The 20,442-nt window shown below is 68.0% G+C and carries 24 protein-coding genes and 1 tRNA gene; 15 read left to right on the top strand and 10 right to left on the bottom strand.

Features of this window, described 5'->3' with window-relative positions:
- Positions 1–6: 6 nt before the first annotated feature.
- Positions 7–747 (bottom strand): Type 1 glutamine amidotransferase-like domain-containing protein, encoded by a 741-nt coding sequence (locus tag ACTWQD_RS06295; RefSeq protein ID WP_443195285.1) that lies wholly within the window; start codon positions 745–747, stop codon positions 7–9.
- Positions 748–808: 61 nt separating this feature from the next.
- Here ACTWQD_RS06295 and ACTWQD_RS06300 point away from each other — a divergent pair, with 61 nt between their 5' ends.
- On the top strand, positions 809–1,297 hold the full coding sequence (locus ACTWQD_RS06300) for a GNAT family N-acetyltransferase (protein WP_443195286.1): 489 nt from the start codon (positions 809–811) through the stop codon (positions 1,295–1,297).
- A gap of 99 nt (positions 1,298–1,396) precedes the next feature.
- Here the strand turns inward: ACTWQD_RS06300 and ACTWQD_RS06305 are convergent, their stop codons facing one another.
- Together ACTWQD_RS06305 and ACTWQD_RS06310 are read right to left on the bottom strand one after the other, a co-directional pair.
- Positions 1,397–1,939, bottom strand: a complete 543-nt coding sequence (locus ACTWQD_RS06305) for a GNAT family N-acetyltransferase (RefSeq protein ID WP_443195287.1) — start codon at positions 1,937–1,939, stop codon at positions 1,397–1,399.
- Between the two features lie 41 nt (positions 1,940–1,980).
- Positions 1,981–2,709 (bottom strand): MgtC/SapB family protein, encoded by a 729-nt coding sequence (locus tag ACTWQD_RS06310; RefSeq protein ID WP_443195288.1) that lies wholly within the window; start codon positions 2,707–2,709, stop codon positions 1,981–1,983.
- Between the two features lie 176 nt (positions 2,710–2,885).
- Between ACTWQD_RS06310 and ACTWQD_RS06315 the strand changes: the two genes are divergently transcribed.
- The 4 genes from ACTWQD_RS06315 to ACTWQD_RS06330 all read left to right on the top strand — a co-directional run bounded on the left by ACTWQD_RS06315 (position 2,886) and on the right by ACTWQD_RS06330 (position 4,553).
- On the top strand, positions 2,886–3,323 hold the full coding sequence (locus ACTWQD_RS06315) for a DUF1810 domain-containing protein (protein WP_443195289.1): 438 nt from the start codon (positions 2,886–2,888) through the stop codon (positions 3,321–3,323).
- A 75-nt stretch (positions 3,324–3,398) separates the two neighbouring features.
- Complete coding sequence (locus ACTWQD_RS06320; RefSeq protein WP_443195290.1) at positions 3,399–3,659, top strand: hypothetical protein; 261 nt, start codon at positions 3,399–3,401, stop codon at positions 3,657–3,659.
- A gap of 51 nt (positions 3,660–3,710) precedes the next feature.
- Positions 3,711–4,043 carry an ArsR/SmtB family transcription factor gene (locus tag ACTWQD_RS06325; RefSeq protein WP_443195291.1) on the top strand — a complete coding sequence of 111 codons (333 nt, stop codon included), beginning with the start codon at positions 3,711–3,713 and terminating at the stop codon, positions 4,041–4,043.
- A 12-nt stretch (positions 4,044–4,055) separates the two neighbouring features.
- Positions 4,056–4,553 (top strand): SRPBCC family protein, encoded by a 498-nt coding sequence (locus tag ACTWQD_RS06330; protein WP_443195292.1) that lies wholly within the window; start codon positions 4,056–4,058, stop codon positions 4,551–4,553.
- Positions 4,554–4,660: 107 nt separating this feature from the next.
- Here ACTWQD_RS06330 and ACTWQD_RS06335 read toward each other — a convergent pair whose 3' ends face one another.
- Positions 4,661–4,981, bottom strand: coding sequence for an SHOCT domain-containing protein (locus ACTWQD_RS06335; RefSeq protein WP_443195293.1), 321 nt, complete (start codon positions 4,979–4,981; stop codon positions 4,661–4,663).
- Positions 4,982–5,013: 32 nt separating this feature from the next.
- The gene (locus ACTWQD_RS06340) at positions 5,014–5,469 is read right to left on the bottom strand and encodes a DUF6325 family protein (RefSeq protein WP_443195294.1); all 456 of its coding nucleotides are present in this window, start codon (positions 5,467–5,469) and stop codon (positions 5,014–5,016) included.
- Between the two features lie 273 nt (positions 5,470–5,742).
- Here ACTWQD_RS06340 and ACTWQD_RS06345 point away from each other — a divergent pair, with 273 nt between their 5' ends.
- From ACTWQD_RS06345 to ACTWQD_RS06370, 6 genes are all read left to right on the top strand, one after another.
- Entirely contained in the window at positions 5,743–6,942 is a 1,200-nt protein-coding gene (locus ACTWQD_RS06345) for a PP2C family protein-serine/threonine phosphatase (protein ID WP_443195295.1), read from the top strand.
- A 212-nt stretch (positions 6,943–7,154) separates the two neighbouring features.
- A complete protein-coding gene (locus tag ACTWQD_RS06350; protein ID WP_443195296.1) occupies positions 7,155–8,378 on the top strand; it encodes a PP2C family protein-serine/threonine phosphatase in 1,224 nt (407 codons plus the stop codon).
- Positions 8,375–10,372: a glycosyltransferase family 2 protein gene (locus tag ACTWQD_RS06355; protein ID WP_443195297.1), complete on the top strand. Its 1,998-nt coding sequence runs from the start codon at positions 8,375–8,377 to the stop codon at positions 10,370–10,372. Before ACTWQD_RS06350 ends, ACTWQD_RS06355 begins: the two co-directional genes overlap by 4 nt.
- Positions 10,356–10,688 carry an STAS domain-containing protein gene (locus ACTWQD_RS06360; protein ID WP_443195298.1) on the top strand — a complete coding sequence of 111 codons (333 nt, stop codon included), beginning with the start codon at positions 10,356–10,358 and terminating at the stop codon, positions 10,686–10,688. The genes ACTWQD_RS06355 and ACTWQD_RS06360 overlap by 17 nt, the downstream gene beginning before the upstream one ends.
- Positions 10,681–11,106 (top strand): ATP-binding protein, encoded by a 426-nt coding sequence (locus ACTWQD_RS06365; RefSeq protein ID WP_443195299.1) that lies wholly within the window; start codon positions 10,681–10,683, stop codon positions 11,104–11,106. Before ACTWQD_RS06360 ends, ACTWQD_RS06365 begins: the two co-directional genes overlap by 8 nt.
- 155 nt (positions 11,107–11,261) lie before the next feature.
- Complete coding sequence (locus ACTWQD_RS06370; RefSeq protein ID WP_443195300.1) at positions 11,262–12,488, top strand: glycoside hydrolase family 26 protein; 1,227 nt, start codon at positions 11,262–11,264, stop codon at positions 12,486–12,488.
- Between the two features lie 99 nt (positions 12,489–12,587).
- On the opposite strand, the gene ACTWQD_RS06375 is transcribed toward ACTWQD_RS06370, so the two are convergent.
- Positions 12,588–12,669 (bottom strand) — tRNA-Tyr (locus ACTWQD_RS06375).
- A 150-nt stretch (positions 12,670–12,819) separates the two neighbouring features.
- On the bottom strand, positions 12,820–13,074 hold the full coding sequence (locus tag ACTWQD_RS06380) for a hypothetical protein (RefSeq protein ID WP_443195301.1): 255 nt from the start codon (positions 13,072–13,074) through the stop codon (positions 12,820–12,822).
- 217 nt (positions 13,075–13,291) lie between these two features.
- Here ACTWQD_RS06380 and ACTWQD_RS06385 point away from each other — a divergent pair, with 217 nt between their 5' ends.
- The gene (locus tag ACTWQD_RS06385; protein WP_443195302.1) at positions 13,292–13,783 is read left to right on the top strand and encodes a YajQ family cyclic di-GMP-binding protein; all 492 of its coding nucleotides are present in this window, start codon (positions 13,292–13,294) and stop codon (positions 13,781–13,783) included.
- Positions 13,784–14,265: 482 nt separating this feature from the next.
- Here ACTWQD_RS06385 and htpX read toward each other — a convergent pair whose 3' ends face one another.
- Both htpX and ACTWQD_RS06395 read right to left on the bottom strand, forming a co-directional pair.
- Positions 14,266–15,135, bottom strand: coding sequence for a zinc metalloprotease HtpX (htpX, locus tag ACTWQD_RS06390; protein WP_443195303.1), 870 nt, complete (start codon positions 15,133–15,135; stop codon positions 14,266–14,268).
- 50 nt (positions 15,136–15,185) lie between these two features.
- Complete coding sequence (locus tag ACTWQD_RS06395; protein WP_443195304.1) at positions 15,186–16,457, bottom strand: MFS transporter; 1,272 nt, start codon at positions 16,455–16,457, stop codon at positions 15,186–15,188.
- A 137-nt stretch (positions 16,458–16,594) separates the two neighbouring features.
- Between ACTWQD_RS06395 and ACTWQD_RS06400 the strand changes: the two genes are divergently transcribed.
- The 3 genes from ACTWQD_RS06400 (at position 16,595) to ACTWQD_RS06410 (ending at position 19,565) form a co-directional block, all read left to right on the top strand.
- Positions 16,595–17,065 (top strand): Fur family transcriptional regulator, encoded by a 471-nt coding sequence (locus ACTWQD_RS06400; RefSeq protein ID WP_443195305.1) that lies wholly within the window; start codon positions 16,595–16,597, stop codon positions 17,063–17,065.
- 20 nt (positions 17,066–17,085) lie between these two features.
- Positions 17,086–18,585 (top strand): catalase, encoded by a 1,500-nt coding sequence (locus tag ACTWQD_RS06405; protein ID WP_443195306.1) that lies wholly within the window; start codon positions 17,086–17,088, stop codon positions 18,583–18,585.
- Positions 18,586–18,929: 344 nt separating this feature from the next.
- Entirely contained in the window at positions 18,930–19,565 is a 636-nt protein-coding gene (locus tag ACTWQD_RS06410) for a DUF2461 domain-containing protein (RefSeq protein WP_443195307.1), read from the top strand.
- A gap of 60 nt (positions 19,566–19,625) precedes the next feature.
- On the opposite strand, the gene ACTWQD_RS06415 is transcribed toward ACTWQD_RS06410, so the two are convergent.
- A complete protein-coding gene (locus tag ACTWQD_RS06415) occupies positions 19,626–20,231 on the bottom strand; it encodes a TetR/AcrR family transcriptional regulator (RefSeq protein ID WP_443195308.1) in 606 nt (201 codons plus the stop codon).
- Positions 20,232–20,442 lie beyond the last annotated feature (211 nt).

Raw genomic sequence — 20,442 nt, forward strand, 5'->3', positions numbered from 1 at the left:
ATTATGTTACCCGCCGGTAACAAGGCTGCCAAGGATTGAAACGGCGGCCCGTGGTCCGGGCCCGCGGATCAGCCAGCAGTTCCCGGTCCCGATGGCCCGCTGCTCCCCCGGGTCCAAGTGGGGCAGCACCAGCGCCGTGTTCTCGTCGACGGCCACGGCCTTCCCGGCCATGCCGTGCACGACGGCGGCCACGGCACGGCCCAGCGTGCCGGCCTGTGCGGCGTGGACATCGACGGCGAAGGGCACGAGGCCGAGCCCCTCTCGGAGCTCCAGCTCTCCCAGTCCCTCGGAGGCATCCTCCGGACACACCTCGGCGCCGCGGACCAGGTAGCCGCCCACGATCGCCCGCTCCGCCGCGATCATGGCGCCCGCAGAGAACCCCAGGTACGGAACGCCCGCCTGCACTGCCTGGCGGATGGCGGCGCCCGCCGGACGCAGGCCCTCGGCGTAGACCGGGGTGGGCCCTCCCCCGACCACAATCGCGTCAACGCCGTCGAACACGCGGGGGTCCACGCGCTCCCCACGGCGGAGCAGGACGGTCACCACGTCACACGGCAGCCGGCGGTGCAGCGGCTCCAGGTAGGCAGGGAGGAAGTATTCGGCGCTGCCTTCGTGGTCAACCAGCGCCACGGCGATCCGCGGCGGCCGGCTTTCCCCGGTGTGGTGCACCACCTCCGCCACGAACTGGTCAAAAATGACGGGAGTTGTTGTGGTGTCCGGACCTCCGCCGACCAGGAAGATGCTCATGGCGTTAAGGTACCCGGGTGGTCGCGGCCCGGCGGGCCCGTGCGCGTACTAGTCTGTCCGGATGACGAGTGACCTGACCGTCCGGCCCGCCGTGCCGGAGGACGCCGCCGGCATTGCGCGGGTGCATATCCAGGCCTGGCGGCAGAGCTACGCCCACTTGCTCCCGGCGGCGTCCCTTGCCGGGCTGGAGCAGGGGCCGCGGGAGGAAAGGTGGCGCAACATCCTTGCGGCCGCCACGTCGGATGTCTGGGTGGTCTGCGCGGGGCGGGAGATCGTCGGCTGGGCGAGCGCCGGCGTCGGCCGCGACGACGGCGGACCCCGGCCGCGGGAGCTGCAGGGAATCTACGTGCTGGCCGGCCAGTACGGCTCCGGGGCGGGGCAGCTGCTGCTGGACGCTGCCGTGGGCAGCGGCGGCGCCTACCTCTGGATCGCGGAGAACAACCCCCGCGCGTTTGCCTTTTATACCCGCAACGGTTTTGTGCCCGACGGCGCCACAGGCTCGCATGAACTGGCCGGGACACCGGTCCGGATCCTCCGGATGGTGCGCTGAGCCGCGCGCAGGGTAGGCCGTGGCGATCAGTTCGGCTTCGAAGCCGTCCGAATTCACCAAGCGGCACGGGCCACCCGTGTTCCGGCCGGGTCCTGCGCCTCAGTACAAAATGCGCTGGAAGAGAATGTGGTCCTGCCAGGCGCCGGCAATGTTGAGGTAGGCGGGCGCCGTGCCGATCTCCGTGAACCCCGCGCGCCGGAGGATCTTCTGCGACGCCGCGTTGTGCGGCAGTGTCGCGGCCTGCAGGCGGTGGAGCCCCAGTTCGTCCCGCCCGGCGTCGACGGCGAAGGCGGCCGCCGCGGAACCGATCCCGCGGCCGCCGTAGTCCTTGTCCACCCAGTACCCGAGGTGGGCGCTGAGGAAGGGGCCCCGGACGATGCCGCTGAGGGTCATCATCCCGACAATGTCCTCGCCGTCCGTCAGGACCCACGGCACATCGGATCCGGCAATGAACAGGGACAGCTTGGACTGGACGCTCATCATCTGGCCCTCCGCGGTGAAGAACTCCTCGGCCCGCAGGGGCTCCCAGGGCGCCAGGTGCTCCCGGTTCCGCACGTAGGCGGCGCACAGCAGCTCAGCATCGTCGGCTCTCAGCACCCGGATCCGGACGGTTCCGGCCAAAGGCGCGGTCTTAGCGGTCATGCGGGAGCTCAACCCATCGCGGGCAAGGGCACGGCCGGACCTCAAGCGTCGTCGTCGTCATCGTCGTCGTCCTCGCTCGAATCGGTACCCCGGACTGTGACGCTGGCAACGCCGTGCAGGTCCATGAGCGGCATCACGAGGTTGCGCAACGGATGTCGCCCGAAGAACCGCACCTCCATCGAGACCATCGGTTTCTGCTCATCCCCGGTCCGGCGGGTGTTCAGGATGGAGGAGCTGAACCCCATGGAGGTGGCGATTTCGAGGATCTGCCGCAGCACGCCCTGGCCATCGGCGTAGTCGATATGCATCACGCGGTTCCTGTCCACGGACGGGATCTTGCGGACGGCGGGGGCAATCACGAACAGCGTGATGAGGTGGAAGAGAGTCAGGACCGCCGCCAGGGACACCATGCCCGCCCCGCACGCCATGCCCACCGCGGCGGAAACCCAGATGGTGGCGGCCGTTGTGAGCCCGCGGACCACGTCCCGGCCCTTGAAGATGACGCCGGCGCCCAGGAACCCAATTCCGCTGACGATCTGGGCCGCGATGCGGGACGGGTCCAGCACGGCGCCGGGTTCCATCACGAACGCGAAGCCGTAGGCGGACACCAGGGTGAAGCCGCACGAACCAAGGCCCACCAGCACATGGGTCCGGTAGCCGGCGCTCTTCTGCCGTACCTGCCGTTCAATGCCGATCAGGGAACACAGGACGAACGTTGCGAGCAGCAGCCCGGCTTCCACCAGACTCGTGTCAGTGAAGAATTCGAACATGCCGCCCGCCTTCCGTGGCCGGTCAACCAGCAGCGGACCGGCCGGAGATCGCTGCCCCTAAGGTGACTTTAGCAAGGCAGCCGCCGGACGTCGTCGGCCTCTTTGCCGCCTCTGGGCCGATCCCCCGCCATAGGATGGAAAACCACCACAGCCGCAACCGGAACAGGGAGACCACCATGGACGATCCGTACGATCTGCAGCGGTTTGTCACAGCCCAGGACTCGGGCGGAACGTTCCAGCACGCCCTTGAGGAACTCCGGGGCGGCGCCAAGCGCACCCACTGGATGTGGTTCGTTTTCCCGCAGGTCGCCGGGCTGGGGCAGAGCCCCACCGCGCGGAGGTATGCCATTACCGGAATCGATGAAGCGCGGGCGTACCTGCAGCACCCCGTGCTGGGTGCCCGGCTGGAGGAATGCGCCCGGACCGTGGCCGGGCTCGACGGCCGCACCGCGCTCCAGATCTTCGGCGGCATCGACGAGCGGAAACTGCACTCCTCCATGACACTCTTCCTCCGGGCGGACCCGCAGCAGCCTGCCTTCCAGGCGGTGCTGGAGAAATACTTTGCGGGCCTTCCCGACGCTGCCACGGACCGGCTTCTGGCCGAACAGGGGTGACCAGGGCGGCCCCTGCCGGCAAACCGGGAAACGTACGGGAGACTGGAAGCCTCCAATCTCGAAGGCAGGACCGCATTGATTAATCTCCAGCAGGACGCCGAGGGCTTCATCCGCATGAAGCGGCACTTTCCCGCCAGCACGGCCATCTCCGTCACTTTCAACGATGGGACCTCGGAAGAGTTCACGGGCGCCCAACTCAACGCCATCTACGACGACGCAGTCGCCGCCTACCGGGCAGGGAACCACCTCGACGCCAAGGGATTCTCCCGTACGCCGAAAATGCAGCCCTCGCACAAAATCGAGTTCGTCGCAGTCCATCCCGGTATGGCCAAATAACTGCGGGCAGGCCGTTGACACCGGCAACCAGGAGGAATATTCTACAACCAAATGGTTGTAGATGAGCTGAGGGACGCTGAGCTTGACCGCCTGTTCCAGGCGTTCGCCGACGCCACCCGCCGGGACATCGTCCTCCGGGTGACGGCCGGCGAATACTCGGTGTCAGGGTTGGCAGAGCACTACGCCATGAGTTTCGCCGCCGTCCAGAAGCACGTGGCGGTGTTGGAACGCGCCTCCCTCGTCACGAAGGAAAAGCGCGGACGGGAGCAGATCGTGCGGGCCCACCACGACGGGCTGCAAAGGGCGCGGCGGCTGCTCGACCAGTATGAAACGATCTGGCGGCAGCGGGCCGGCCGGATCGCAGGCATTCTCGCAGAGGAATAGGAAGGTTCCGCAATGACTGTCATCAGTTCGCAGAAGCATGCCGAGACCCTGAGCTTCACCGTCACCGCCGAGTTCGACGCCGGCGTCGAGCGCGTCTGGCAGGTCTGGGAAGACCCGCGCCAGCTCGAACGCTGGTGGGGGCCGCCCACCTGGCCGGCCACCTTCGACGGCCACGACTTCGTTCCCGGAGGAAAAGCCAGCTACTACATGACCGGACCCGGGGGCGAAAAGAGCCGGGGCTGGTGGCGGTTCACCGCCATCGAGGCGCCGCACCGGCTCGAGTTCGACGACGGTTTCGCCGACGAGAACGGAGATCCCATCCCGGAAATGGGGACAAGCCACGCCGTCATGAGGCTGGAGGCACTCGGCAACCGCACGCGCATGACCGTGGTGTCGACCTTTGACTCCGCCGAGGCCCTGGAGAAGGTCCTTGCCATGGGCATGGAAGAGGGAATGCGGCAGGCCCTCGACCAGATCGACGGCATCCTCGCCGGTTCCCAGGTCCGCTGACAACAGCTGGTTGGCCGCGACGCCCGGACCGCACACAACGCCCCCGCGGGTGCCGTCAATGGCCGCCGCGGGGGTGTTGTTCCGGCGCCGGGAACCCGAATGCGGTGCTACCCGCCCAGGATCTTCGCCTTCTGCACCCCAAACTCCTGTTCCGTCAGGATCCCCTGCTCTTTGAGCGCCGCGAGCTCCTTGAGCTGCTGGATGGCTTCGTTTGAAATGCCGCCGGCTGCGGGCGGGGGCGGTTCCGGCTCCTCGTAATCAGGCTGCTGCTGGCTTACCTGCTCATCGTAGGCCTGCTGCTGCTTCGCCGCGGTTTCGGCGTCCTTCTCGGCGAACTTGGAAGCCTGCCGGCGCTGGACGCGGCCGCTGACCGCCGACGCCGTCCCGGCAACCACTGCCGTCCGTGCCATACCTCTAAGAAGTCCCATGATTTTTCTTCCCTTGCGTGGCGTTGTAGGTGTCAGGTAACCGGCGAGTCGGCGTCGAGGGCCTCGAGCGCTGCCATCACATCCGGCGCGGGGATCCGCGTGCTCGCGACGAGCTCGCCCCCGCTGTCCCGGACGGCGTCCACGAACGGAGCGGCCCAGATGTTCTCGTACACGATCAGCGCGGCGAGGCTGCCCGGGAGAATCGCTTCCGCGGCTTCCGCGATTTCCTCATCGCCGAGCAGCCCGGAATGTGCGCCGTCGAAGTAGGAGAACGCCTCCGCAGGCCCGCCTGGATCGGTGAGCTCAAGCACCTCGACGGTGCCGTCCTCGTTCTTCATCACGACGAGCAGGTCGAAGAGCCTGATCACACCCTGCTCGACCAGACGTATGAGTTCGTCACTCGCCCGTCCCGTCAGCCCCGCCATGGGGAATTCGAGGAGCACAAAGTCGACCGGCCCATGGGCCTCGGTCTCCGGTGTGGTTGTCACTGGCGTTCCTCCGTTTCTGTCTTGATCGGGCGCCCGCTGCCCGACCGGGTTCCACCCGGCCCGCGCCACAGCGAATCATTGAGGGCCCTACAGACCACTACAGCGCCCGCCGGAGGTGGCCGCATCATCCCTTTCGGGTGAGCCACGCCAGGAGTCCCCCGCGCCGGGCGGTAAGCTCATTCGAGGTTGAAGTACCAACCGTGGAACAGGGATTGCCCGGGCACTCCGGCAAGGAGTTCCGGGGTGGGTGTTTCCCTCAACGTTGGAGGACGCATGAAAAGCACCGAACATCCCTCCCACAGCCACCTCCGGGGTCCCGATGCCCCGGAATGGGCGCGGCTGGAGGACCTGTCCAGGACCCGCCTGCTGGACACACCCTCTGAGGAACGCTTCGACCGGATCACGCGGCTGGCGCAGAGCCTGTTCGGGGTCAGCGCGGCCAGCGTGTCGCTCATTGCGGAGAACCGGCAGTACCTGAAGTCGTTCGTGGGTCCGCTGTCCCGCGAATCGGACCGGAAGGACGCGTTCTGCGCCGAGACGCTCAAGTCCTCCGAAACCTTGATCGTGGAGAACGCCCTCACCGACGAACGTTTCCGGCACAACGCGCTCGTGACAGGCGACCCGCATATCCAGTTTTACGCAGGCCACCCCCTCACCGGACCGGGCGGGACCCACGTGGGGACGTTCTGCATCATCGACCAGGCGCCCCGGTCATTCAGCGCGGAACAGCGAAAAATCCTAGAGGACCTGACCCAGATCATCCAGCGGGAGATGAACCTCTCGTGGGACATCGACCAGGGGGCCCGCACGCAAAGGGCCCTGCTGCCGGTCACTCCCCCGGCACCTGCCGGTTACTCGCTGGGGGTCTGTTTCTATCCCGCCTTCGGGCTCAGCGGGGACTTCTACGACCTCGGCACCACCGGTGCGGGACACTTCCGAATGACCGTCGGCGATGCCATGGGCAAGGGCGTCGGCCCCGGGCTGGTGGCGGGAGCCGCACGTTCCGCTTTCGCCGATGCCGGCTGGGATGCTGACCCGTCAGTGATCCTCCGGGACGTTTCGGACCGCCTTGACGGGACCCTGGCCCGGGCCGGGTCCTTCGCCTCGGTCTTTCACGCCGTCATCGACCCGGACACCGGCGCCGGCCTCTACGCCGACGCCGGGCAGGGCCTCACCCACATCCTGCGGGCCGACGGCGCCGTCGAGCGTTTGCCCCCCACCGGGCCTCCCCTGGGGCTGGTGGCCGGAGCGGCCTGGGAGGAGCGCCCCTTCACCCTGTCTCCCGGGGACGCGGTCCTGGTTCCCACCGACGGCCTTCTCGACCTCCACGGCGACCTTGCCCGGCTCGCCGCCGCCATGACGGACTGCCGCGCCAAGGGCGATGCGGACACTGCCGTCAAGGCCTTGTGTGACCGCCGGGGCAAATCCGTGGTCCTGGACGACATCACGGCCGTCCTCTTCCAGCGCGCGTAGGGACACACCGGTGCCTCCGGCGCCGCGCCCGGGCGGGCCGGCGTCCCGCCCGGGGCTCTCACCGCGGATGAATCGGTAGGATTCATGGGAACAGCTGGGGAAGTCTGGGTTGAGGGGATTCTGTGGGGGTAACTGCAACGCGTGACGCCGTCGTGACCGGTGGCCACAAACAACCGTTGGCGCGGCAGCAGGTGCCCTCTCTTTTGACGGGCGTGGACGAACTGTCAGCACTGCGCAAACAGCTGCCGTTCGTGGTCTTCTTTATTGTCGCCGCGGCCATGAGCAGCGGCATTGCCACGCTGACGGTCAGTGACTGGGCGGCCCTGGCAGCCGGGGCGGGCCTGACGGCGGCCGCCACGTGCCTCGCCGCGCTGGTGCGCAGGCCCGGGCTGGCGCGGTGGGCCATCGCCGTGCCCTTCCTGGATTTCCTCGCCGCCGGAGCCCTGCGGCACGGCACCGGGGAAAGCCACTCCATCTACGCCTCGATTGTCCTGCTGCCGGTGCTCTGGCTCGCCGCCATGGAGGGCCGCCGCTACGTGCTCTACGCCGCGATGGGCGCCACGGTGGCGATCATGGTCCCGTTCGCCCTCGGGTCCAGCATCGACGCGAACCCCAATGAGCTCTTCCGCGGGTTGTTCAGCACTATGGTCTTCGTCCTGGGGGCGCTGGTGGTCAACGAGCTGGCGCGCCGAGCACGGCGCCGGCTCCACACCGCCCACGAAAAGGCGGCAGCGGCCAACGCCGAGCTCGGCCGGGCCGGCCAGATCCAGCGCTTCCTGCTCCCCCAGAACGCCGCCGCCCTGCCCGGTTACCAGACCGCCGGCGCCTGCGTTCCCTCCGCCGCCGTGGGAGGGGACTTCTTCGACTGGTATCTCGTCGAAGGGGGCCTCGGGTTCACCCTCGGCGATGTTATGGGCAAAGGTGCCGGGGCCGGCATGATCGCCGCCACCACACGCGCTGTGATCCGGAGCGCACGCAGCAGCACAGACCCCGTGACCGCCCTGAGCCTGACGCAGGACTGCCTGGCCACCGATCTCAGCCAGGCAGGCACCTTCGCGACGCTCTTCCACGCCCGGCTGAACGCCTCCGACGGGCGCATCCTGTTCGCGGACGCCGGCCACGGCCTGACCCTGGTGGTCCGCGCGTCGGGCACCTGGGAGAGGCTTGCCTCCGACAACTTCCCGGTCGGCCTGCTCCCCGACACCCGCTGGGAAACATTCGAAACCCGGCTGGACCCCGGGGACATGATTGTCAGCTTCAGCGACGGCGTCCTGGACCTCTACGACGGAACACTCGCTGCGGTGGACGAGATCGGACAACTCGCCGTCTCCGCAGGGTCAGCGGAGGCGCTGGTGGAGGCGGTGCGCCGGCGGGCGCACGGCTCGGCCAATCCCGACGACGTCACCATCCTTGCCGTCCGGAGGGAAGCACCATGAGGCCTTTCTGGATCCGGCTCGTCGTCGTCCTGACCGTGCTGACCGGAATCAACTACGTCACCTGGCGCTGGGTGGCGTCGCTGAACTGGGACGCCTGGTGGATCGCGGTGCCGCTGGTCATCGCGGAAACGTACAGCCTGATCGACGTAATGCTCTTCGGGCTGACGGTCTGGCGGCTCAAGGACCGCACTCCGCCGTCGCCGGCCCCCGCGGACGCCACTGTCGACGTCTTCGTCACCACCTACAACGAGCCGCTGGACATGGTGATGGCCACTGCGCTGGCCGCCCAGAATATCCGGCACCCGCACAGCACCTGGATCCTCGACGACGGGGACCGCCCGGAACTGAAGGACCTGGCCGCCGCGCACGGCTTGGGGTACGTGACACGCGGTGCGGCGTGGAGCGGAATGCCCCGGCACGCCAAAGCCGGGAACCTGAACAACGCGCTGATGGTGACCTCCGGCGAGTTCCTGCTCATCCTGGACGCGGACCAGATCCCCGAACCGGACATTCTGGACAAAACGCTGGGCTACTTCAACAACCGCCGGGTGGCCCTGGTCCAGACGCCGCAGTACTTCAGCAACGTCCCCGCCAGCGATCCCCTGGGCAGCCAGGCGCCCTTGTTCTACGGCCCCATCCAGCAGGGCAAGGACGGCTGGAACGCCGCCTTCTTCTGCGGATCCAACGCTGTGCTCCGGCGGGAGGCCCTGATGCAGCTGGGGCTGGTGGGCTATGTCAGGGAAACGGAGAAGAGCGTCCGGCGCGCGCTCAGCGCCTCACAGGCCGCCATCCGGAAGGCCCGCAAAGCGGCCTCCAGCGAGTCCCCCCTGCTCCAGGAGACCCTCGACGAAGTCGAGGCGGCAACCCAGGAGGCGCGCCGCCAGCTCGACGCCGGCGAGTCCCTCAGCGAGATCACCTACCGGGCGCGGCGGCGGGTGGACCGGGCGGTCCAGTCGCTGGTGCTGGCCGACGTGACCGCCCTGCAGGCCGACCTGGAGGAGATCGCGGCGATGTCCCCGGTGCAGGTCGGCGAGGCCGGTGTCCCCGTGGTGACCGAAGACGCCGTGCACCGGATGGCCGCCCGGGACTGGTCCCCGCTCGGCGCCATCGAGTCCGTTCAGGCGGTGCTGGACGCGCTGTCGGTGGAACGGACCGACGAGGCCCAGCCGGTCATGCCGCTGGCCACGATCTCGGTGACGGAGGACATGGCGACGGCCATGCGGCTCCACGCGATGGGATGGCAAAGCGTGTACCACCACGAGATCCTTGCCTACGGGCTGGCACCGGAGGACATCGGCACCATGCTGACCCAGCGGCTCCGCTGGGCCCAGGGCACCATGCAGGTCTTCCTGCGGGAGAATCCCCTGGTCCAGCGGGGACTCAAAATCGGCCAGCGGCTGATGTACTTCGCCACCATGTGGACCTACCTCAGCGGCTTCGCCGCCGTCGTCTACTTCGCCGCGCCGATCGTCTATCTGCTCCTCGGCATCCTGCCGGTCACCAGCCTCAGCGCGGACTTCTTCCTGAGGTTTATTCCGTTCATGGTGGTGAACCAGCTCCTGTTTGCCATTGCCGGCAAGGGCATCCCCACGTGGCGGGGGCAGCAGTACAGCCTGGCCCTGTTCCCCACCTGGATCAAGGCCTGCACGACGGCGGCCCGGAACGTCTGGATGGGGCGCCCCCTTGGCTTTGCCGTCACCCCGAAGGACCGTCAGTCCGGCGGTCCGCGGTGGAGCCTGATCCGGCCGCAGATCATCGTGTCCGTCCTTCTGGTCATCGCGGCGGTGGTCGGAATTGGGCGGCTGGCCGCCGGAATGTCCGAGCCGATCGGCACGCTGGTCAACGTACTGTGGGTGGTGTTTGACCTCGTCGTCATGAGCATCCTGGTCAGGGCCGTCCTGTACCGCGGTTACCAGGCCGGCGAACCCGGCGATGAGACCAACAGCACCACCGAGTCATCCAATGAAAGGGCCGCCCGTGGACCTGAGCTATGAACTGAAAGACAGCTACGCAGAGATTACGGCCGCCGGCCGGCTCAACATGGTGTCGGCGCCGAAACTGCGGGACATGGTGGCGGACGTTGTCGCCAAGGGCACCTCCCGGATTGTGATCAACCTCGAACAGACGGCATTCATGGACTCCTCCGGGCTCGGTGCCCTCATCGGGTGCCTGAAGGCGGCGCGGCAGGCAGGCGGCGACCTTCGGATCGCCGCAGTACAGCCCCAGGTCCAGATGGTCCTCGGCCTGACCAGCATGGACAAAGTTCTGACGTCCTACCCCTCCGCAGCCGTTGCTTTCGGCGATGACTGAAGTCCTCGCCCGGCGGACAATGCGCCAGGCGGCGCGTCCGGAAGCCATCGAGGGCGTGCACGCCGAGCTGGACAGCCTCTGGGATGCCGCGTCCTTCGTTCCGGACATGGACCGCATGACGTTCGCCACGGCAGTCATCGAGGCGGCCAGCAACGTGGTGCAGCATGCCGTTCCCGAGTCCACGGAGCCGGTGGAACTCGGGGTGGACATCAGCGTCACGCCCGCGAGGCTGGAGGCCCGGGTCAGCGCCTTCGGCGCAGTCTGCCCGGACCCCATCGACACCGATCCGGTGATGCCCGACGGCGAGGCTGAATCCGGGCGCGGCCTCGCCCTCATCCGCGCGCTGGTCACCACCGTGACGTTCAAGCGCCAGGACGGGACCAACACCTGGATCCTGTCAAAATCGCCATTGCAGTAGCAAGGCACAATGCTTGGGCAATCCTCGGGATGTCCTGCGTCTATTAGCCCTGGGGCGTGCCGCCGATGGATAACACTGGTATCGACGGCTTCCGGCAGGGGCCGGTTAAAGTCACGACGCCCCGCAGATTCCCGGCGTCCGGCGGTGGAGGTCCCATGAAGCCCCTATTGAGTCTGGCTGGTGCCCTTGTACTGGCGCTCCTGAGCCTGCCGCTGGCAGCGGCGCCCTCGCAGGCCGCCAGCGCCAACGTCAGCCTCAGCCCGGCCCAGGGCCCGGCGGGCAGCACCGTCACCGTCACCGGCACCGGCTTCCCCAAGAAAAGCTCCGGGACCCTCACGGCCGGCACCAGCTCGGCCGCCTTTAAGGTGAGCGCCTCCGGCTACTTCACAGCCGCCGTCGTGATCCCGCAAACCACCCAGCCGGTCCTTGACGTGCAGGCCGCTGCCGGGACCGTCACGGCCTCGGCGGCCTTCACGGTCGTGGCCGCACCGGTGACGGACCCGGCACAGCCGCCGGCCATCAGCAGCTCAACGCTGCGTTTTGGCGTCGGCACCCCCGGCGGGCCGCTGGCGTCCGGGGAACTGCACGAGGCCGCGTCCCTCGCCGGCGAGGTGCCGTCCGTCATCTTGTCCTACAAGGACTTCCGCCAGGCCCCGCCCGTTCCGGAGCTGGACGCGGCCCGCAGCCGGGGCGCCACAACCCTGCTGACGTGGGAGCCCTGGGCCTGGGGCGGCGGAACCGACCAGCCGGCTTATGCCCTGGACCGCATCACCTCTGGTGACTTCGACCCCTACCTGCGGCAGTGGGGTGCCGCGCTGGCGACGTGGGGGCATCCGGTGATGCTGCGGTTCGGGCATGAGATGAACGGCAACTGGTACCCGTGGTCCGAAGGCGTCAACGGCAACGGCCCCGGTGACTACGCCGCCGCGTGGCGGCATGTCCACGACGTCGTTGCCGGCACCGGCGCCACGAACATCACGTGGGTGTGGAACCCCAATGTCCCGTATTGGGGGTCCACGCCGCTCGACGGCCTGTACCCCGGTCCCGGGTACGTGGACGCGGTGGCGCTCGACGGATACAACTGGGGCACGTCCGCGGCGTGGAGCAGCTGGATCGCGCCGGCAGAGCTCTTCGGCCCGGGGCTGGCCGAACTGCGGCGGCTCGCGCCCGGCAAGCAGGTTCTCATCGCGGAAACATCCTCTGCGGAACAGGGCGGGTCCAAAGCGGACTGGAACACGGCCCTCATCAGCTACCTCGCCGCGCAGGCCGACGTCACGGCTGTGGTCTGGTTCCACTTCAACAAGGAAACCGACTGGCGGATCAACAGCAGCGCCAGCTCCGCCACGGCGCTGGCCGCCGCCCTGGCCGCTCGACCCCGGTAGCCGGTGCGGAAGGCTCCGCACCGCTGCGCCCTCGTGTCCCGGTGCCCCGGTAAAGAAAAAGCCTCCGGAACCTGATGGTTCCGGAGGCTTTTCCAAGGGTGGCAGATGAGGGATTCGAACCCCCGTAGGCGTTGCCAGCTGATTTACAGTCAGCCCCCTTTGGCCGCTCGGGTAATCTGCCGAACTTCAAAAGAAGATCACTCGCGGCTTCCATCGTCAGAACGTCTGTTTCCAGTCCGTTCCGCTTCCAGCAACCGCGGGCAAGACAACTTTACAGAACTTCTGCCGAAGAATCGAATCGGCTCTTTGAGGCCCCAAAAAGCCCGGAAAATCAGGCTTCTCCCAGGATGCGGCCGGCGAGCTTGGACTCAAACCTCGCCGCCTGCTCCACCGTGATCTGCTTCAGCTGCACGGCGCGGGCGAGGTCGGCGTGCACACCGTCGAGCCGCGACGAGGCATCCGCGGCCGGACTGATGATGACCGAGGCCGCCAGCGTCGCAGCTGCCACGGACGTCGCGGCCGTCGCCAGTCCGCCGGCGGCGGCTGCGGTGGAACAGACGACGTACCGGACGGCCTTGTGCTGCATGGGGTGGCACCTTTCGAGCGACTGTTCCAACACCTGCAACTCTCCCGCCTGAAACTTCGTTCCCGCCCTGACCCAGCTTTGAGCGGACTGTGAACGGGACGGTGTCCGACCAATACTGCAGCCGCCCGGGCACAACAGGAGCATCCGTACTAGGCTGGAAACCAGACACCGTCGGCCCCTTTACCGGGCCCCACCCCCAACGATCAGGAGGACAGTCATGGCAGGCGAATCCACATTCGACGTCGTCAGCAAGGTAGACAAGCAGGAGGTCGCTAACGCGCTGAACCAGGCGCAGAAGGAACTGACCCAGCGCTACGACTTCAAGGGCGTCGGCGCCGAGGTCGACTTCAGCGGCGAAAAGATCCTCATGAAGGCCAACTCCGAGGAGCGTGTGCTCGCAGTGCTGGACGTCCTGCAGTCCAAGCTCATCCGCCGCGGCATCTCCCTGAAGTCCCTCGACACCGGCGAGCCGTACCCGTCCGGCAAGGAGTTCCGGCTCGAGGCCACCATCAAGGAGGGCATTGCCCAGGACCTCGCGAAGAAGATCAACAAGCTCATCCGCGACGAGGCCCCCAAGTCCGTCAAGTCGCAGATCCAGGGCGATGAGCTCCGCGTGACTTCCAAGTCCCGCGACGACCTCCAGGAGACCATGAACCTGCTCAAGGGCTTCGACGAGGCCGACCTGCAGTTCGTGAACTTCCGCAGCTAGACAATCGTGCGCTGCGCAGACATTCTGACGCTGCGCTAAGGGGCTGTCGCGCCGGTACTCCCGCGTCGACAGCTCTTTAGCTTGTCGCGGAACAACTTGCGCGTCGCAGGAGCCCCATCCACACCCCACCCAGACGCACGCACGCGGCGCCAAAGTCCCTGCGCTGCCCAAAGGTGCCCGCGCTGCGCAACGGTACGTGCGTTGCGCAAAGATGCCCGCGCGCCGGTACTCCCGCGTCGACAGCTCTTTGGCTTGTCGCGGAACAACTTGTGAGTCGCAGGAGCCACTGCAGTGACCCGACGGCGGCGCCGGGCCCGGCCGCGATCTGATACTCGGCCGGCAACCGATGCCCGGTCATGGGCGCTCCGGGGGCACATTGGCGCGGACACGCCGTCAACTGGGGCGCCGCCGTCGTAATCCGGGCCCAAAGTGCCCCCGGACGGCTGCATCCCGGGCGACAGGGCACCCAGGTCGCCCCACGCTCAACCCAGCGGCCGGCCCGCCATCCGTTCCAGCCGGCCGATGCGGTCACTCATAGGCGGGTGCGTCGAGAACATCTTCGCCACCCCGCCGCCGCGGAACGGGTTCGCGATCATCAGGTGCGACGCGTTGACCAGACGCTGGTCCTGCGGCAGCGGCGCCAACTGCACCCCATGCTCGATCTTGCGCAGGGCGGAGGCGAGCGCCAGCGGGTCGCCCGTGAGCCGGGAACCGTCCTCGTCGGCGTCGTACTCCCGGGTGCGTGAGATGGCCATGCGGATCAGGGACGCCGCGAACGGGGCCAGCAGCGCCATCGCGATGGCAGCCAGCGGGTTGGCGTTGCGCCGGTCCCCGCCGCCGAAAATCAGGAACATCTGCGCCGCCGATGTGATGACACCGGCGACGGCGGCCGCGACGGACGAAGTCAGGATGTCCCGGTTGTAGACGTGCATCAGCTCATGGCCCAGCACGCCGCGGAGCTCCCGCGCGTCGAGCAGGCGGAGGATGCCCTCGGTGCAGCAGACGGCGGCGTTCTGCGGGTTCCGGCCGGTGGCGAACGCGTTGGGCGCCATGGTCGGCGAGAGGTAGATCCGCGGCATCGGCTGCTGCGCCTGGGCGGCGAGCTCGCGGACCATCTGGTAGAGCTGCGGAGCCTCGGCCTCCGTTACCGGATAGGCCTGCATGGACCGGATGGCGATCTTGTCGCTGTTCCAGTAGCCGTAGGCTGTGGTGGCGACGCCCACCAGGGCCATGATCCAGATCGGCGCGGCACTGCGCATGCTGGTGGCCATCAGCGCGCCGAAGCCCAGGAGCACCGCCCAGAGCACCCCGAAAAGAGCCGCGGTCTTCAGTCCGTTGTGATGCTGGTGCACTGTTCCTCCACAAGTCGTCGCTCGGTGGATCACACCTGGGAAACGTCCCGCTACGGCACCGGGTTCCGCGCGTCGTACTTCAGGAAGCCCGACTGCCAGTGCGCCACGGCCCAGGCCACCGCGATGCACAGCAGGCCGCCCAGCAGCAGAACCCAGCCTTCACTCAGAATTTTAGTCCCGCCACCGGCGAGCATGTCCCCCACCCGGGGCCCGCCGGCCACCACCACGATGAACACACCCTGCAGCCGACCCCGCAGATGGTCCGGCGTTGAGGCCTGCAGGATGGTGGTGCGGAAGACGGCGCTGACAGAGTCGGCGATGCCGGCCAGCCCGCAGCACACGGCGGCGGGCAGCAGCCACCACGTCACGCCGTCCGCGCCGGAGTTCCCGGCGAGCACCACCACCAGGCCAAAGCCGGCGATCGAGGCTCCCCACCCCATCACCGACCAGACGACGGCGGCCCCCTGCCGCCGTACGGACCCGAGCGGCCCCGAGAACAGGCCCGCCAGGAACGCACCGACCGCGGTGGAAGCCAGCAGGATTCCCACCGTGGCTTCCCCGCCGCCGATCATCACGGCACCGATTGCGGGCAGCAGGGCCCGAGGCTGGGCGAAGATCATCGCGACGAGGTCGATCACGAAGGTCATCCGCAGGTTGGGACGTGTGCCCAGGAAACGGAAACCCTCGACCACCGAGCGCAGCCCCGCGGGCCGCGCGTGTTCGCCCGGCGGCATGGCCGGCAGCCTCAGCAGCGCCCACAGCGCGAAGGCGAACGTGGCGACGTCGATCGTGTAGGTCCAGGCGAAACCGACCGTGGCCACCAGCAGCCCGGCCAGCAGCGGCCCGGCCGTCAGGGTGAGGCCGAAGCTGATCATGCTCAGGGCGTTGGCTGCCGGTAGAAGCTCCTTGCGGACCAGCAGCGGAATGATGGCACTGCGGGCAGGCTGGTTGATGGCCTGCGCACCGCTCTGGACCGCCACCAGCGCGTACAGCACCCAGACGTTGCCGAGCTGCAGCCAGGCCTGCAAAGCCAGGCAGGCGGTGGTCAGCCACAGCACCGACGACGCCAGCAGGGCCACCTTGCGGCGGTCGTGGGCGTCCGCGATCGAGCCGCCCAGGAGCCCGAAGAACACCAGGGGGACGAGGGCGAAGATGCTCAGCAGCCCCACGTACAGGCTGTCCTGGGTGAGCCGGTACACCTCAAGGCTCACGGCCACCAGGGTGAGCTGGCTGCCCAGGGCGGCGACGGCGGACCCCAGCCACAGGCGGCGGAACGCCGGACTCTCGCGCAACGGCGTGATGTCCGCCAGAAATTTCCCCACCCGGACACTCTAGTGGCGCCGGACCGCGGCCCCCGCGACCCTGGCCTGCGCCGCGGGGCGCCGCCGCGGACACCGGATCCGGGGACACCGCGTGTGTCTTATTGTGATTGAGTCAAAATAAGTGTTTGAATGGGTCCATGACGGAATCGACGGGCCCCCAGGAAGCATGGGCAGCCGCCCTGCGTGCCCACGGCCGCCGGGTGACCAAACAGCGGCTGGCTGTGCTGGCCGCCGTCGAACGCCACCCGCATTCCCCCGCGGAGCAGATCCTGGCCGCGGCCCGCGAGGAGCTTCCCGAGCTGACGGCGCAGTCCGTCTACGTCGTCCTGGGCGACCTCACCGATCTGCACATGCTGCGCCGCTTTGAGCCTCCTCACTCCCCCGCCCTGTACGAGACGCGGGTGGGCGACAACCACCACCACGCCGTCTGCATCAGCTGCGGCCGGGTGGAGGACGTCGAATGCGCCGTCGGGCACGCGCCGTGCCTGACCCCGCACTGGGACGAGGACGCCAAACCGATGACCATCCAGATTGCCGACGTCCTGTACCAGGGCATCTGCCAGGAGTGCCAGCGCACCCAAAAACTTCCCTCGAACGTCCATCAGTAGAAACAACAAATAGGAGAAAGATGACTCTGAACATCTCTGCGCCCGCCGTGTCCACGACACAGTCCGGCGCCCCCGTCACTTCCGATGCCCATTCGCAGTCCGTCGGCGCCGACGGCGCCATCATCCTCACCGACCACTACCTGGTCGAGAAGCTCGCGCAGTTCAACCGCGAGCGCGTGCCGGAGCGCGTGGTTCACGCCAAGGGCGGCGGCGCGTTCGGCACGTTCACCACCACGGAGGACGTCTCGAAGTACACCAAGGCCGCGCTGTTCCAGCCGGGCACCGAGACGGACATGCTCATCCGCTTCTCCTCCGTCGCCGGCGAGAGCGGCTCCCCCGACACGTGGCGCGACCCCCGCGGCTTCGCCGTGAAGTTCTACACCACCGAGGGCAACTACGACCTCGTCGGCAACAACACCCCGGTGTTCTTCATCCGCGACGGCATCAAGTTCCCGGACTTCATCCACAGCCAGAAGCGCCTCCCGGGCAGCCACCTGCGCGACGCCGACATGCAGTGGGACTTCTGGACCCTTTCCCCCGAGTCCGCCCACCAGGTCACCTGGCTCATGGGCGACCGCGGCCTGCCGGCCTCCTGGCGTGAGATGCAGGGCTACGGCTCGCACACCTACCAGTGGATCAACGCCGAGGGCGAGCGCTTCTGGGTCAAGTACCACTTCAAGTCCAACCAGGGCGTCAACTCCATGACCGGCGACCAGGCCGAGGCCTTGGCCGGCTCGGACGCCGACTTCTACATCCGCGACCTGCAGGAGAACATTGCCGCCGGCAACTTCCCCTCCTGGGACCTCCACGTCCAGGTCATGCCGTACGAGGACGCCAAGACCTACCGCTTCAACCCGTTCGACCTCACCAAGGTCTGGCCGCACGGCGACTACCCGCTGATCAAGGTCGGCACCATGGAGCTGAACAAGAACCCGGAGAACTACTTCGCGCAGATCGAGCAGGCCACCTTCGCGCCGTCGAACTTCGTGCCGGGCATCGCCGCCTCCCCGGACAAGATGCTGCAGGCCCGCATCTTCTCCTACGCGGACGCGCACCGCTACCGTGTGGGCACCAACCACGCCCAGCTCCCGGTCAACCTGCCTAAGAGCCAGGTCAACAACTACAGCCAGGACGGCGCGGGCCGGTACCACTTCAACGCCCCGTCCGTTCCGGTCTACGCCCCCAACTCGGTGGGCGGCCCGGCTGCCGTGGAGCCGGCTGTTGCCGGCGGCCGCTGGGAGAACGACGGCGAACTGACGCTCGCCGCGCACTCCCTGCACCCTGAGGACAGCGACTTCGGCCAGGCCGGCACGCTGTACCGCGAAGTGTTCGACGACGGCGCCAAGGCCCGCCTGCTGGAGACCGTCACCGGCGCCGTGAGCGGTGTCAAGAACGCCGGCATCAAGGAACGCGCCATCCAGTACTGGACCAACGTCGACGCCGACTTCGGCGCCAAGCTGCGCGCCAACCTCGGTGCCGGCCAGGTCGAGTCCGACGCCGAGGCAGCCAACAAGGTCTGATCCCCCGGTTTCCCTTGGGCCTCCAGGCCCGGACTGCACCCCGTCACGCCACCGGCGTGGCGGGGTGTTTTCTGTTGCGGCCCGGCTGGCTGCGGCGGCCGGCCGGCTGTCCGGGGGCACTTTGCGGGCTCGGCCCTGGAATCCGGAGCTCGACGCCGGCGAGTCCGTGTCAATGTGCCCCCTCAGCGCCGAGCCCAGGTCTGGCGGCGGCCTTTCCGCTCCGCGGGGTTAGCCAACCACGGGGGCGCACTGCTGCAGCTCAGAGACAGGGGGTGGTTTCTGCTTTTTCCACATACCGGCTTTGCCCCTCGCGGCGGGGCACGGCGTCTCCCTAGGATGCAGGCATGACCCCATTTGCAGGCTTTCCCGACGCCGCCTTCGAGTTCTACGCCGAGCTGGAGCACAACAACAACCGCGACTGGTGGCTGGAACACAAAGCCACCTACGACTCCGCGGTCAAGGAACCCCTTGCCGCGTTGTTGGCCGGGCTTGAGCCGCAGTTCGGTGAAGCCAGGTTGTTCCGGCCCAACCGGGATATCCGGTTTTCCGCGGATAAGTCCCCGTACAAAACGGCGCAGGGGGCGGTCGCGGCCGTCGCCGAGGGCATGGGCTTCTACGTCCAGCTCGACGCCGACGGACTGCTGATCGGCGGCGGGTACCACATCTCCACGCCGGCCCAGCTGGCCCGCTTCCGCAGCGCTGTGGACGCCCCGTCCAGCGGCGGCGTCTTGCAGCAGATCCTCGCGCACGTCGAGGAGCAGGGATTCGAGGTGGAAGGGGAGACGCTGAAGACGGTCCCGCGGGGTTTCGCCAAGGACCATCCCCGCGCGGAGCTGCTGAAGTTCAAGTCCCTGGCCGCCGGAACCCACGTCGGCCGGCCCGGCTGGCTCTCCACCCCGGAGGCCGCCGGCGAGGTGGCCCGGCGCTGGGAGGAGCTGCGGCCCTTGGTGGAGTGGACCGGCCGCTACGCCGCCCCATGAGGCGGTGCCGCCGCCTTACCGCAGCTGCCCGCCGCCGGGGTCCGGCTCAGGGGGTCCGGCTCAGAGGTGCTCGCCGTCGGTGGCCAGCCGCCGGTCCAGGTTGTTAAAGAAGACCAGCATCATCAGGTCGAAGGCCTTGCTGGCGTCCTCGGGCTGGTTGTTCACCACAAAGTCGAACTGGAGCCCGTAGAAGGCCGCGGTGAAGAGGCGCGCGTCGGTGTCCGCGTACTCTTCCCGGATGCCCTGGAGCACCAGCCAGTCGCGGGCTTTGTGGTGCAGCATCCTGAAGTGTTCCTGGGCCGTCCCCCGCGGTGAGGCCGCCACGATGTCCTGCGCGGTGGCCTCGAACTCGAGCCGGGCCAGGTGGCGGTTTCGCTGCGCCATGGTCCACCGCCAGGATTCCAGCAGGAACGCCCGCCAGGCCTCGCGGTCGATGTCCCGCACGTCCGTGGCCCGGATGCTGTCCAGCCGGGACTCGATGGTGCGGATGATCTCGTTCACCAGCTCCTCGCGGTGGCCAAAGTGGTACACCAGCACGTAGCTGCTGACCCCCAGCCCCTCGGCCAGGCCGCGGAAGGTGAGCTCCGCGAGGGTCTTGTCCATGAGATAGTCCAGGATGGCGGCCAGCAGCTCTGCCTTGCGTTCAGGTCGTGCCGGTCGGGCCATGATTCCATCATAGGGATCTGGGTGACGTCACCGGGGAGCCGCGGGCTACCCCGGCAGCTGGATGCCGTGCTCCGCGGCGAACTTAACGACATTGGGCATCATGACCTCGTTCTGCTGCCGGGCCCGCGCGGCGGCGCCCTTAAACACAACGCGGGGTCACCTTCGGCCCATCCGACGCAGCGGAATGGGCCGAAGGTGACCCCGCGTTGGA

Source organism: Pseudarthrobacter sp. 1C304 (genome assembly GCF_052245515.1).
In the GTDB taxonomy this organism is placed as follows: Bacteria; Actinomycetota; Actinomycetes; order Actinomycetales; family Micrococcaceae; genus Arthrobacter.